General features: G+C 67.3%; 12 protein-coding genes. 8 read left to right on the top strand and 4 right to left on the bottom strand.

Annotated features, from left to right (window positions below; genetic code table 11):
* Window positions 1-4: 4 nt before the first annotated feature.
* The 3 genes from D577_RS0101965 to D577_RS0101955 are packed head-to-tail and all read right to left on the bottom strand — an operon-like array spanning window position 5 to window position 3,858.
* A complete protein-coding gene (locus D577_RS0101965; protein WP_018945920.1) occupies window positions 5-2,233 on the bottom strand; it encodes a polysaccharide biosynthesis tyrosine autokinase in 2,229 nt (742 codons plus the stop codon).
* Window positions 2,234-2,268: 35 nt separating this feature from the next.
* Window positions 2,269-2,709, bottom strand: a complete 441-nt coding sequence (locus D577_RS0101960; protein ID WP_018945919.1) for a low molecular weight protein-tyrosine-phosphatase — start codon at window positions 2,707-2,709, stop codon at window positions 2,269-2,271.
* A gap of 18 nt (window positions 2,710-2,727) precedes the next feature.
* Window positions 2,728-3,858 (bottom strand): polysaccharide export protein, encoded by a 1,131-nt coding sequence (locus D577_RS0101955; RefSeq protein WP_038035878.1) that lies wholly within the window; start codon window positions 3,856-3,858, stop codon window positions 2,728-2,730.
* A gap of 201 nt (window positions 3,859-4,059) precedes the next feature.
* Between D577_RS0101955 and D577_RS0101950 the strand changes: the two genes are divergently transcribed.
* From D577_RS0101950 to phoR, 7 genes are all read left to right on the top strand, one after another.
* A complete protein-coding gene (locus D577_RS0101950; RefSeq protein WP_018945917.1) occupies window positions 4,060-5,397 on the top strand; it encodes a TRZ/ATZ family hydrolase in 1,338 nt (445 codons plus the stop codon).
* A gap of 7 nt (window positions 5,398-5,404) precedes the next feature.
* A complete protein-coding gene (ubiG, locus tag D577_RS0101945; protein WP_018945916.1) occupies window positions 5,405-6,109 on the top strand; it encodes a bifunctional 2-polyprenyl-6-hydroxyphenol methylase/3-demethylubiquinol 3-O-methyltransferase UbiG in 705 nt (234 codons plus the stop codon).
* Entirely contained in the window at window positions 6,106-6,783 is a 678-nt protein-coding gene (gene gph / locus D577_RS0101940) for a phosphoglycolate phosphatase (RefSeq protein ID WP_018945915.1), read from the top strand. The genes ubiG and gph overlap by 4 nt, the downstream gene beginning before the upstream one ends.
* A gap of 97 nt (window positions 6,784-6,880) precedes the next feature.
* Window positions 6,881-7,753: a squalene synthase HpnC gene (hpnC, locus tag D577_RS0101935; RefSeq protein WP_018945914.1), complete on the top strand. Its 873-nt coding sequence runs from the start codon at window positions 6,881-6,883 to the stop codon at window positions 7,751-7,753.
* A 50-nt stretch (window positions 7,754-7,803) separates the two neighbouring features.
* Complete coding sequence (locus D577_RS0101930) at window positions 7,804-9,141, top strand: DUF3422 family protein (RefSeq protein ID WP_018945913.1); 1,338 nt, start codon at window positions 7,804-7,806, stop codon at window positions 9,139-9,141.
* Window positions 9,142-9,270: 129 nt separating this feature from the next.
* Window positions 9,271-9,960: a phosphate regulon transcriptional regulator PhoB gene (gene phoB, locus D577_RS0101925; protein WP_018945912.1), complete on the top strand. Its 690-nt coding sequence runs from the start codon at window positions 9,271-9,273 to the stop codon at window positions 9,958-9,960.
* A gap of 13 nt (window positions 9,961-9,973) precedes the next feature.
* Window positions 9,974-11,287 carry a phosphate regulon sensor histidine kinase PhoR gene (gene phoR, locus D577_RS0101920; RefSeq protein ID WP_018945911.1) on the top strand — a complete coding sequence of 438 codons (1,314 nt, stop codon included), beginning with the start codon at window positions 9,974-9,976 and terminating at the stop codon, window positions 11,285-11,287.
* Between the two features lie 2 nt (window positions 11,288-11,289).
* On the opposite strand, the gene D577_RS0101915 is transcribed toward phoR, so the two are convergent.
* Window positions 11,290-11,916 (bottom strand): YIP1 family protein, encoded by a 627-nt coding sequence (locus tag D577_RS0101915; protein WP_018945910.1) that lies wholly within the window; start codon window positions 11,914-11,916, stop codon window positions 11,290-11,292.
* A gap of 158 nt (window positions 11,917-12,074) precedes the next feature.
* Between D577_RS0101915 and D577_RS0101910 the strand changes: the two genes are divergently transcribed.
* Entirely contained in the window at window positions 12,075-13,043 is a 969-nt protein-coding gene (locus tag D577_RS0101910; RefSeq protein ID WP_018945909.1) for a PstS family phosphate ABC transporter substrate-binding protein, read from the top strand.
* Window positions 13,044-13,217: the final 174 nt, after the last annotated feature.

The following is a 13,217-nucleotide window of genomic DNA, read 5'->3' as shown; positions in this document are numbered from 1 at the left end:
TCCGCTACTTGTAGGAGTAGTGGTAGTAGCCGTACCCGTAACTGGCGCTCGCGGTGGCCTCCATCGAGTTCAGGATCACACCCCGGGTTTCCACGCCCGCACTCTCCAGACGACGCCGCGCCGCCTCGATCTCGCGCGGCGGGTTGAGCTGGAAGCGCACCACCATCAGGGTGGTCGAGCAGTGGCGCGCGACCACGGAGGCGTCCGTCACCGCCAGGATCGGCGGCGTATCGATCAGCACCAGGTCGTACTGCTCGCTCGCCTGATCGAGGAACCGGGTAAAACGCTCGTTCATCAGCAGCTCGGCGGGATTCGGGGGCGCCGAGCCCCGGGCCATGTAATCGAGGCCCTCGATATCGGTATGGCGGATGGCCTCCCCGGGCGTCAGCTTCTCCGACAGCAGATCGGAGAGACCGCCCGCACTGGCCTCGCCGAACGCATGATGAACGTGCCCCTTGCGCATGTCGGCGTCGACCACCAGGACCTTCTGGCCCGCCTGGGCACACACCGCCGCCAGGTTCACCGAGATGAAACTCTTGCCGACACCCGGGCTGGGACCGGTGATCACCAGCCGATTGTCCGCCGCCTCGAGCATCGCGAAATGCAGGCTGCTGCGCAGACCACGCAGCGCCTCGATGGCCCCGTCCGTCGGGGAATACGAGGCCAGCACCCCCGTCACGACCCCTTCTTCCCCGGTGGCCCCGCGTCGACGCCCGCTTTTCAGATCACGCCGCCGCCGCAGCCGCTTGACGAGTTTCTGCTGCACGTCCGACAGCGGTACGGTCGCATAGACCGGTAGATCCAGTTCCTCGATCTGCTCCTGTGATTCAACGCCCCGGTTGAGCATCCCGCGCAGCAGCACCAGCGCCACCGAAAGCATGCCGCCGAGGACCGTTGCCAGCGCCACGATCAGCCCGCGCTGTGGCTCCACCGGTGACGGCAGAACTGCGGCATCGTCCAGGATGCGGACATTCCCCACCGTGCTGGCTCGCGTGATGTCCATCTCCTGCATGCGGTTGAGCAGCTGGACATAGACTTCCTGGTTCACTTCGACATCACGCTGCAGCCGGAGTACCTGTTGCTGGGTCTCCGGCAGACCCCCGATCTCCTGCTGCAGCTCCCGGCGCTCGTTCTCCAGTTGCTCGCGTTTTTCCAGCAGGGTGACGTAGGTCGGATGGTTCTGCGTGTACCGACGGGAGATCTCCGCCTCCTCGAATTCCAGCTCGGTGATCTGGCGCTCCAGGTCAACCAGCCGGTCGAGGACCGCCTGCGTCTCCATCGACATGTCGACGCTTTCCTGCTCCACCTGATACTCGTTCAGGGCGTCTTCCGCTTCCCGCAGCCGTGCCCGTACCTGGGGCACCTGCTCTTCCAGGAACTCCAGGCTCTGTTCCGCCTCCGCGGCCTGACGTTCGACGTTCTGGCGGCGATAGATGTCACTGATCGCGTTCAGGGCGCCGCGAGCCTGTTCCGAATCGGTGTGGGTGAATGTCAGGCTGAAGACACCGCTCTCATTGCCCTGTTCCGTGGCCTGGAAACGGTTGCGCAGATCGCGTATCGCGGCCAGCCGAGCGTGGCGCTGGAGTTCGAAGCGGGCCCCGGCCCCGGCCGAGATGTCCTCCACAAACAGGATGATCTGCCCGTCGAGGAAGCTCGCCTCCTCCCCGGTTCGGCCTTCTCCCAGGACCCGATCGTCGTGGGCCAGGCGGAACTGATCCTCGCCGGTGACCTGCAGTGTCAGGGTTTCCCCTTCCATCGCGGGCGTGACCCGCAGATCGCCCACCGTCAGCGATTCTCCGGACCACGCATAGCGCTCGGCGACGCCGCCCAACACGGCGGCCCGGCTCCGGTCCCAGTCCCGGCGGACCAGAAAATCTCCGATGACCGGCAGGCGCACCGGACGCACGATCAGGTCCAGGCGCTCGCGATCCACCGCCTGACCCAGCACCATGCGCGAACGCAGAATCTCCAGTTCCGCCGATGCACGCGGCTCGCGCCCCAGCATCTCGCGCATGTCGTTCAGTGGTGCACTGACACCGCCGGTATCCTCCACCTGGACCAGCGCATCCGCCTGGTAGACCGGCGTCGAGAGGGTCGCATACGCCCCTCCGCCCAGCATGAACAGGAAGGTGATGCCGACGATCCACCACTTGTGATCGAGCAGCAGTCCGAGCAGCCGGCCAAGGTCGATCTCGTCATCCGCCGGCGGCGGGGAAGCGGGGGTCTGCGTCATGGGTTACCTGTTCCTGTCGTGGCGCGGCCGGGAGATCAGCCCAGTCGCTCCGCCCAGCTCTGTGCGGCTTCGGTCAGCAGCGCGTGCACTTGCCGAAATGCCTCGTCGCTCTTGCCATAGGGATCGGGAATATCGCGCCCGCGACCGTCATCCAGCCAGTGGCCGAAACGCATGGTCTTGCCCAGGGCACGGGGGTGGTTGCGGCCGATCGCCTGGCGCTGCCCGTCGCTCATCACCAGCACCAGATCCGATTGCTCGAGCATGCCGGTGGTCACTTGCCGGGCCTCGTGACCGGACACGTCCAGGCCATCGGCCTCCGCCAGTGCCCGCGCCTGCGGCGCGACACCCTCGCCGACCAGCGCGCCCAGACCGGCCGAGCCAATGCTGCGCTCCGGGGCATGCCGGCGCAGCATCGCCTCGGCCACCGGACTGCGACAGATGTTGCCCGTACATACCACGAGGATCCGTTCAAACATCCGTTCCACCCTGCCCGCTCAGAAGTCGTCGCGCAGCTCGCGCACGTCGCGCGTGGCCTGGGAGGCACGATAAACAGCGTTAACAGTCGGCAGCAACTGATTGATCACACGGTTCCAGCGCCCCAGGGGAGTCGTCGTCACATAGACGATATCCATGGGTTCGAGCTCGAACTCGGTCCCCAGCACCAGCGCCGTGGCATCCCGGGCGTCCAGCTGGTAAACCGTCGCCAGCAGGTCACTGTCCGGCGGCGCCTGACGGACCACAAAGATGCCGCTGGCATCCGCCGTCGCCTCGTTGAAGCCACCGGAATCGGTAAGTGCGTCGGTCAGCGAGATCCGTCCGCGTCCCATCGGGATACTGCGCGGTTCGCCCACCTCGCCCAGCACATACGCCTTCTGGTCGGTCGTGTCCGGCACGTGCAGCACGTCGCCATCCCGGAGCACGCGGTTCTCGGACAGATCGCCCTCGCTCAGCATCGCGTACATCGACAGCGGCACTTCTTCACCATCGCGTGTCAGACGTACGTTGTGCCAGTTCGCCTCCTCGGTCAGCCCACCGGCATCATTGATCGCGTCCAGCACCGTCAACGGAACGTTGGTCACCGGCTGGCGCCCCGGTTCGCGCACCTCGCCGGTCACGTGCACCTGCTGCGAGCGGTAATCCGCCACCAGCACTTCTACCTGCGGATCATTGATGACCGCGGCGAGCTCTTCCGCAAGGATGTCCCGCACTTCGGCGACCGTTCGGCCCTCGACCTCCACCCGTCCGACGAACGGATAGAAGATGGTCCCGTCGGAATGCACCGTATTGCCGGATTCGGCCGCCGAGCGTTCCGAACCGGCCGGGATCGTCAGTTCGGGATGGTCATAAACGATGATGCTGAGCACGTCGCCGCGACCGATCCGGTAGTCGTACCGCGTGTCATCCGCCTCGAGCTCCTCGCGTGCCTGTTCCAGATCCGGCTGGACGGGATCCTCGGCCTCCTGACGAACCAGACCCCGGGTGATCGGCTTCACTTCCACCTTGTCGTGCAGTGGTTCGCTCTCGGCGCGCTCCTGAATGAAACCACCCGGCGCGAACCCGCAGCCCGACAGGGCGACGGCGACCACGAGAGGCACCGCGGTTTTCCAGCTTCCTGCTGCGATCATTGGCAACTGCACCCGGTTTGGCGATCTCTGAAGGCCGCAAGGATACAGCTCGGTGCGGGCATGTTCCACAGTTCCGGCCCCATCCTTTCCGAGTATCGCCGCGGTCCGTCGGCCGGGCCGCGAACGTGTACATTGGTCCACGTTTCCTTACCATGCGCGGATTCCGAAACCCGATTTTCAAACCGTCATCGCGGAGTTCCGATGTCCGAAGCAGCCACGCTGATCCTGAGCGCCTCCTGGGTGCTGCCCGTGGTTCCACGGGGAGCCGTCCTGGAAGACCATGCGGTAGTCATTCGCGACGGTGCCATCCTGGCCGTCCAGCCGCGCGAACAGGCCCTCGCCGAGCATCCCGAGGCCCGCCACGAACATCGCGAGGGGCACGCCCTGATGCCGGGGCTGGTGAACGCCCACACCCATGCCGGCATGACCCTGTTGCGCGGCATCGGCAGCGACCAGCCGCTGATGGAGTGGCTGAAGCGCTACGTATGGCCGGTGGAGGGCCGGCTGCTGTCGCCGGAGTTCGTCAACGACGGCACCCGGCTGGCTGCCGCGGAAATGCTGCGCGGCGGCACCACCTGCTTCTCCGACATGTATCTGTTCGTGGGGGACGCCGCCGCCGCGGTCGATGCCAGCGGCATCCGCGGGGTGATGGGCCTGACGGTGTTCGACTTTCCCACCCCCTGGGCGCAGACCCCGGACGAATACTTCCAGCGCGGCCGCGAGGTGGTGGAGACCTGGGGTGATCACCCCCGCATCCGTTTCACCGTCGCTCCTCACGCGCCTTACACCGTCGGTGACGAGAGCATGCAGCGGGTGGGCGAGCGCGCCCGCGAGCTGGGCGTGCCGGTGCACACCCACGTCCACGAGACCGCCGGCGAGGTGGACGAGGCGGTGAGCAACGGCGGTGAACGCCCGCTGGCCCGGCTCGCCCGTCTGGGCCTGCTGGACCAGCCGTTCATGGCCGTCCACATGACCCAGGTCAGCGACGAGGACCTGGCCCTGCTGGAAGGCCGGCCGGTGTCGATCACGCACTGCCCCGAATCGAACCTCAAACTGGCGTCCGGCTTCTGCCCCGTGGCGCGCCTGGACGAGGCCGGGATCAACCTCGCGCTGGGCACCGACGGAACCGCCTCCAACAACGACCTCGACATGATCGGCGAGATGCGCACGGCGGCCCTGCTGGCCAAGGGCGTGAGTGGCGATGCAGCCGCGCTGCCGGCCGAGCGCGTGCTGGAGATGGCAACCCTGGGCAGCGCGCGCGCCCTGGGGCTGGACCACGAGATCGGTTCACTGGAAGCGGGCAAGCGGGCCGATCTGATCAGCCTCGACCTGACCTCCCCGGAGCTGCAGCCCGAACACGATCCGCACGCACGCATCGTCTATGCCGCCACCCGCGAGGCCGTGCGCGACGTATGGGTGGACGGCCGGGCGTTGCTCGCCGACCGCGAACTGCTTACGCTTGACCTTGAGGCCATCCACGCCAGCGCCGTCCGGTGGCAGGGCCGCGTGGCCGAGACCCTGCAAGCCTGCGAGAGCTGAACCGCCCATGACCCAGATCCATTCCAACGTCGATCAGGCCGAGATCCACAAATTCACGGATCGCGCGCACGAATGGTGGGACCCCAACGGGGCCTTCGCCACCCTGCACGCAATCAACCCGCTGCGCCTGGAATGGATCGACGGCCACGCCGATCTCGTCGGCAAGAAGGTGCTGGACGTCGGCTGCGGCGCCGGGATCCTGTCCGAGGCAATGGCCGTGCGCGGGGCCGAGGTCACCGGACTCGATGCCGGAGCCGAACACCTGGAAGTCGCTCGCGAGCACGCCCACGACAGCGGTGTTTCCGTGCGTTATCTGCACGTAACGGCCGAGGAGCACGCGGAAAAGCACCCGGGCGAATACGACGTGGTCACCTGCCTGGAAATGCTGGAACACGTGCCGGACCCGGAGAACGTGATCGACGCCCTGTGCCGGCTGGTCCGGCCCGGCGGCTGGATCTTCCTCTCCACCATCAACCGCACGCCGCGCGCGTTTGCCGAGGCCATCGTGGGCGCCGAATACGTAATGCGCCTGCTGCCGGCCGGCACCCACGAGTACGGCCGTTTCATTCGTCCGTCGGAACTGGCCGCGCAGCTGCGCCGGCACCAGGTGGAAGTAGCGGACATGACCGGGCTCACGTGGTCGCCGCTGTCCGGACGCTACCGCCTGACCCCGAACACCGACGTCAACTACCTGATGGCCGCACGCGCATGAGCCACGAACCGGGCGCGGTCCTGTTCGATCTGGACGGGACCCTCCTCGATACCGCACCCGACATGCATGCCGCTCTCAACCGGCTGCTGGCCGAGAACGACCGCGCGCCCCTGCCCTTCGATGCCGTGCGCAACCATGTCTCGCACGGCTCGCACGCCCTGGTCACCCTGGCCTTCCCCGACGCGCCGGACGAGCAAACCGAGGCCCTGAAAAAGCGTTACCTCGAGATCTACGCGCGCGACCTGTGCATCGCCACCGCGCTGTTCCCGGGCATGGACGCCCTGCTGAACGAGATCGAGGCGCGCGGCTGGCGCTGGGGCGTGGTCACCAACAAGCCCGCGTGGCTGACCGAACCGCTGTTGGAGGCCCTGGGCCTCGCCCCGCGCATGAGCGCGATCGTCTCCGGCGACAGCCTCAATCGGCGCAAGCCGGACCCCGACCCCATGTGGCTGGCCGCCCGCCAGACCGGGCTCGAGCCCGCACACCACTGCTACTGGGGCGATGCAGAACGCGACATCGCTGCCGGCCGTGCCGCCGGCATGAGCACGCTGATCGCCGCCTGGGGCTACATTGACGCCGGTCAGAACACCGACGGCTGGGGTGCCGACGGTGTCCTGGACCATCCCGGCGACTTCTGGGGCTGGCGCGAGACGTTCACCCGCGCCGCCGGCTGAGTGACAGGCCCGCCCGTCCCATCGGCCGGAGGGCCGGCCTCCCACACAGGACAAAACCGGCATAATGGGTGCACCAAGATCCCCGACTGGAGCTGACATGGCCCGCCCCGACATCGCCGCTGCCTATCGGCATTGCCGCCAGCGTGCCCGGTCGCACTACGAGAACTTCCCGGTCGCGTCGCGCCTGCTGCCGCGCCCAATACGCGACCCGGTGGCCGCGATCTACTGCTACGCGCGCGACGCCGACGACCTCGCCGACGAGGACTCGCGCCCGGTCGAGGCCCGCCGGACCGAGCTGCAGGCGATGCAGGAGCACGTCCGCGCGCTGGACGACCCGGCTGCGGAGAGCGCCCCCGAATGGATCGCGCTCGCGGACGCGAAGAAGCGTTTCGACCTGCCCGTTGAACCCTTCGTCGACCTCGCGGACGCGTTCATCCAGGATCTGGAAAAGACCCGCTATGCGGACATCGGCGAGGTCATGGAGTACTGCCGACGTTCGGCCAACCCGGTCGGCCGGCTGATCCTGCACCTGCAGGGCGAACCCGATGACGCCATGCTGGGCCAGTCGGATGCCATCTGCACCGCCCTGCAGCTGATCAACTTCTACCAGGATCTGCACCAGGACATCCGCGAGAACGACCGCATCTATCTCCCGCAGGACGAGATGGCCCGCTACGGCGTGACCGAGGTGATGCTGCGCGAGCGGCTCAACACCCTGCCCCTGCAGAACCTGATGCAGTTCCAGTACGCCCGCGCCGACCGCCTGCTGCGCGCCGGCGCGCCGCTGGGCGGAACCCTGGGCGGGCGGCTCGGTCTCGAGATCCGTGCCATCGTCAATGGCGGCGCGCGCGTGCTCTGGCGCCTGCGCCAGGAGAACGATGCCTTCGCCCGCCCCCGCCTGGGCGCGCGCGATATGGCGGTGGTCCTGTGGCACAGTCTGCGGCCGCGCCGACGGGGACGCGGTGCCTGAACGTCCACCCCGACCCGATCCCGACTCCGAACGATCAGCCGACTACTGACATGCAAACCAACCCGCTGCTGCCCGGCAACCACCCCCTGCGCGAGTCCATCCAGGAAGAGATCCATACCCGTTTCTACGAGCCCCTGGATCCGCCGGCACGGGTCTCCTGGCTGACCCTGCTGAGCCCGCGCGAAGCCATCGACCGGGAACGTGAATGTGTCGCCGATCTGTGCCGGCGGCACGGAATCGAGCCCCCGCTGAACGGCGAGAACTTCGTGGCCGTGGACCTGGGCGAGTTCCGCCTGCGCTGGGAACGCCACAACGAATTCTCCACCTGGGCGTTCTTCGTTGTGAACGAACCCCGGCAGGAACCGTTTACCCATCCCGCCATCCATCGGGTGCCCATCGACTGGCTGACCGGCCTGCCGGGGGAGACCATTGCCGCCATCCACCTGGAGCTGGAGCCGCGCGAGGCCCCGGTGCGCAGCATGCGGGATCTGGGCGAGCTGTTCGCGCCCCATTCGTTCGTTGGCAATGGTGTATCGGGCGGGGATGGGCGGGTGTTCACCGATTTCCGCGTACGCGAGGACGGCTTCGAGCGTTTCCTGGTCCGCGACGTGGATCTGTCACCCCGTCAGGCCGGCCGCCTGGTGCAGCGCGTACTCGAGCTGGAGACCTATCGCCTCATGGCCCTGCTCGCCCTGCCGCTGGCCCGCGAGCTGATGCCCGAGCTCAACGAACTGGAAGGCCGCCTCAACGACATCAACGACGAAATGGCCGGGATCTCCGAACATTTCCACGGCACGGACCGCGAACAGCGGCTGCTGGCCGCGCTGTCCGACCTGGCCGCCGATGTCGAGCGCATGGGCAGCCACACGGCCACCCGCTTCCACGCCGCGCGGGCATACGCCTCCATGGTGGACAAGCGCGCCGAGGAACTGCGCCCCGTGCGTATCCCGGGCCTGCAGACCCTGTGCGAATTCCTCGGCCGCCGCCTTGACCCGGCCATGCGCACCTGCCGCTCGCAGGACGAACGGCTCAACAATCTCGCGACCCGGATTCACCGCACCACCTCCATGCTGCGCACCCGCGTGGATGTCGCCGTGGAAAACCAGAACCGCGACCTGCTGCGCTCCATGAATCGGCGCGCCCACCTGCAGCTGCGCCTGCAGGAAACCGTCGAGGGGCTGTCGGTGGTCGTGATCTCCTACTATCTCACCAGCCTGCTCGCCTATTTCCTGCGCGGGCTGGACGATGCCGGAACCCTTCCGCTTCCGGTCAACATCGCCATCGGCGCATCGGTCCCGGTGGTGATCGGCGGCGTGTGGTATGCCCTGCGCCGCATGCGCGCGCGCATTACGGCCCGTACCGATGAGGAGCCAGGACACTCGCGCTGAGCCGCGCCGACCCGGACACCCGGATCGGGCCGCCCGGATACAGCCGGGAACGCTCACCACGATGCGAGCGTTCACACTCCTGTAACACGGCTGTTATGCAATGCGGTCATTACGCAACCGGAGGCCGACATGGCTGTTTCCATCATGCTCGTGGAAGATGATCTCGCCATCCGCGAGATGCTCCGCCTGCCCCTGAACCGGGCCGGCTACGATCTGCGCGAGGCTGGCGATGTCCGCAGTGCCCGCTCGGCTCTGCTGCAGGATCCCCCGGCCCTGGTGCTGCTTGACTGGATGCTGCCCGACATCAGCGGTCTGGAGTGGGCCCGGGAACTCAAGGGCAGCCCGGTCACCAGGGACATCCCGGTGATCATGCTGACCGCGCGCGGCGAGGAAGAAGACCGCGTCCGCGGGCTGGACGTCGGCGCGGACGATTACATTGTCAAACCGTTTTCGCCGCGTGAGCTGGTGGCGCGGATCAAGGCCGTGCTCCGGCGCACCACGCCCACCAGCTCGGAGGAGCCTGTGGAATTCCGCGGTCTGGCGCTCGATCCTGTCTCACACCGGGTCAGCGGCAACGGGCAACCGGTCAGCCTGGGCCCCACCGAATACAACCTGCTGCACTTCTTCATGACCCACCCCGACCGGGTCTTCACCCGCGAGCAGCTGCTGGACAAGGTCTGGGGCACCAACGTCTACGTGGAGGAACGCACCGTGGATGTCCACATCCGTCGCCTGCGCAAGGCCCTGGCCGAAACCGGACACGACGACCTGGTGCAGACGGTGCGGGGCTCCGGTTACCGTTTCTCCGACCAGCCCTGACCGGATCCGCCCCTTGCAGCCCCCCTTCAATCCCTGGCCACGGGTTATTGCCCGCAACCTGCTCGCCGGCCTGATCATTCTCGGCACCGGATGGGCCCTCGGCTACCCGTGGATCACCGCGACGGCCCTGCTGACCGCCGCGCTGGGCTGGAACCTCCTGCAGCTCTACCGTCTGGAAAACTGGGCCCGTCGCGGCGGCCGCAGCGAGCCCCCGGATGCCCGCGGGATATGGGGCGAGATCTTCACCAACCTGCACCAGCGCCGCCAGCGGCGACTGCGCCGGGTGGCCGGCCTGCGGCGCACGCTGGAACGCTATCGCGACTCGGCCAGCGCCCTTCCCGACGCGGTGGTGGTCCTCAACCCCGAGCACCGGATCGAATGGGCGAATCCCACCGCCGCGCGCCTGCTGGACCTGGATTGGCCGGCCGACGAGGGCCGCCGCATCACCCACCTGGTGCGCCATCCGGATTTCCTGAGCTTCATGGATCCCGCCAGCGCGCCGCAGGAGAGCCTCAACATGCCGTCGCCGCTGGATGCGAACCGGCGACTGGAGATCCGTCTGGTGCCCTACGGCGAGCACCAGTACCTGCTGCTGGCGCGCGACACCACGCACCTGCACCGTCTGGAGGTGATGCGCCGGGATTTCATCGCCAACGTGTCCCATGAACTGCGCACCCCGCTGACCGTGCTCTACGGCGTGGCCGAAACCCTCGAGGACGAACTGGTCGACCAGCCGGAACTGATGGATTCGGTACGCCTGCTGCGCGAACAGTCCGAGCGCATGAAACTGCTGGTGGACGACCTGCTGATGCTCTCGCGCCTGGAGACCGGGGCGGAACAGGGCGAGCAGACCTGGTTCAATCCGACCAAGATGCTGCGCAATCTGATCGACGAGGCCGAACTGCTGTCCGGCGACCGCGGCCACCACCTGGCACTGGACGCCGAGCCCGATCTGGAAATCCTCGGCACCGAGACCGAGTTGCGATCGGCCTTCGCCAACCTGCTGTTCAATGCCATCAAGTACACCCCGGCAGGCACCCGGGTCACTCTGAGCTGGTCCGCAACCGACGACGGCGGCGCTACCCTCGCCGTGGACGACAACGGTCCCGGCATCGCCAGCCACCATCTGGAGAGGCTGACCGAGCGTTTCTACCGCGTGGATGACGCCCGCAGCCAGGATCGCGGCGGCACCGGCCTGGGCCTGGCCATCGTCAAGCACGTGCTGCTGCGCCACCAGGGACAGCTGCAGATCGACAGCGAACTGGGCGTCGGCAGCCGCTTCAGTTGCCATTTCCCGGTGCATGCGGTGCGGCGCTGCGAAAACTGAACTCAGATCAACCAGGTCGTGCCGAGACGCAGCTCCGGGGCAGCCCCGGGGATCAGGTCCATCAACGCCCAGCCAAAGACCAGCGTGATGAACGCCCCGGAGAACAGCGTGGCCGCCCACAGGCCGATCCGGTTGCCGCGTTTCAGTCCCAGCAATTCGCGCAAAGCCACATACAGCAGCGCAAGGCTGTACAGGATCAGGGCCAGCGCGAGACCGTTGCCCCAGGGCCAGGGGAACGCCGCGACCACGTTGCCCAGCCACGCCGGGACCAGCCCCAGAGTCACGGCCATGGCGGCCCGCTCGGGACCCGTCGGCCCCTGGAACAGCTCCACCAGGTAGTGAGCCGACAGGGTCAGCCCCGCGACCCCCACCGTCATCGCCAGCACGCTGTAGACGCCGAAGCCTACCGGATCCGGAATGGACTCGGGAGGCAGCGCGGGCGGCATCAGCCCGTAAAGCCATTGACTGAGGATGACGCTGGTCAGCACCAGGGGCAGAGAGAAACGCAGGAACACGGCCTGCCACGAAGGCAGCGGACCGTGACCGGCGAGCGAGCGCAGCACCGGTCCCGGACGCACCAGGACACGGGCGGCCAGGGGCCAGACGCGAAGGGGACGATCAGCTTTCATGGGTGCACTGTATGAAGCGCCGATGACAATCCCGTTACAGCCCCCTGTCATGCTTCTGTCACGTCGCCGTCACCAAACTGCAAGCATGGCTCCCGATAATCCGGCATCAAGGACCCACCGGTCCGACGCACCGTCAAGCAAGCACGAGGGAGTGACCCATGCTGTTCAAGCGTAGTGTTCTGGCCGCCGCCGCGGCCGCCGCCCTTGCCGTCACACCGGCGATGGCCGATGTCGACCCGGATCTGCCGGCCTACCAGACCGTCAGCGGCATCTCCGGAAACCTGTCCAGCGAAGGCTCGGACACCCTGAACAACCTGATGGCGCTGTGGGCCGAGGAGTTCCAGGACTTCTACCCCAACGTCAACATCCAGATCCAGGGTGCCGGCACCTCCACCGCCCCGCCCGCCCTGACCGAGGGCACGGCCGACTTCGGCCCGATGTCGCGCCAGCCGCGCGACAGCGAGCAGGCCTCGTTCGAGCAGCGCCACGGCTACGAGATGACCCTGGTGCCGGTGGCCATCGACTCCATCGCGGTGTTCGTGAACCGCGACAATCCGATCGAGGGGATGTCGATCGAACAGGTGGACGCGGCGTTCTCGTCCACCCGCCGCTGCGGCGGTGCCGAGGACATCAACCGCTGGGGCCAGCTCGGCCTGGAAGGCTCCTGGGCCAACCGCGACATCACCATCTACGGGCGTAACGCGGTCTCCGGCACCTACGGGTACTTCCGCCAGCACGCCCTGTGCGACGGTGACTTCAAGAATGCCGTGAACGAGCAGCCGGGTTCCGCCTCGGTCGTCCAGGGTGTCGCCGAGTCCCTCAACGGCATCGGCTACTCCGGCATCGGCTACAACACCTCCGGTGTCCGCGCCATCGCCCTCGGCGAGAGCGAGGATGCCCTGTACGAGCCGACTGCCGAGAACGCCGCTTCCGGCGACTACCCCCTGTCGCGCTTCCTCTACGTCGCGGTCAACAACCACCCGGAAGACGGCCTCGCCCCGCGCCAGGCCGAGTTCCTGAAGATGGTGCTGTCGAAGGAAGGCCAGGAGGTCGTGGTGCGCGACGGCTTCGTCCCGCTGCCCGAGACGGTCGCCAAGCGCCAGCGCGAGGCCCTCGGCCTCGAATAACCGGCGCACCTCCCGCAATGGGGAGGCATCAGGGCCCGGACAATGTCCGGGCCTTTTTCGTTTATGCCCCTGAGCACGAGCCGCTGCGCGTTCAAATGCCTGTCACCGCAGTGTCATCGGACTGTCACAACGCGCCCTTAGGATCCCTGCCAACGACCGTCACGCGCCCGTCGA

This window comes from Thioalkalivibrio sp. AKL17 (genome assembly GCF_000377885.1).
GTDB lineage: Bacteria > Pseudomonadota > Gammaproteobacteria > Ectothiorhodospirales > Ectothiorhodospiraceae > Thioalkalivibrio > Thioalkalivibrio halophilus.
This window is presented reverse-complemented; position numbering and strand designations above follow the sequence as displayed.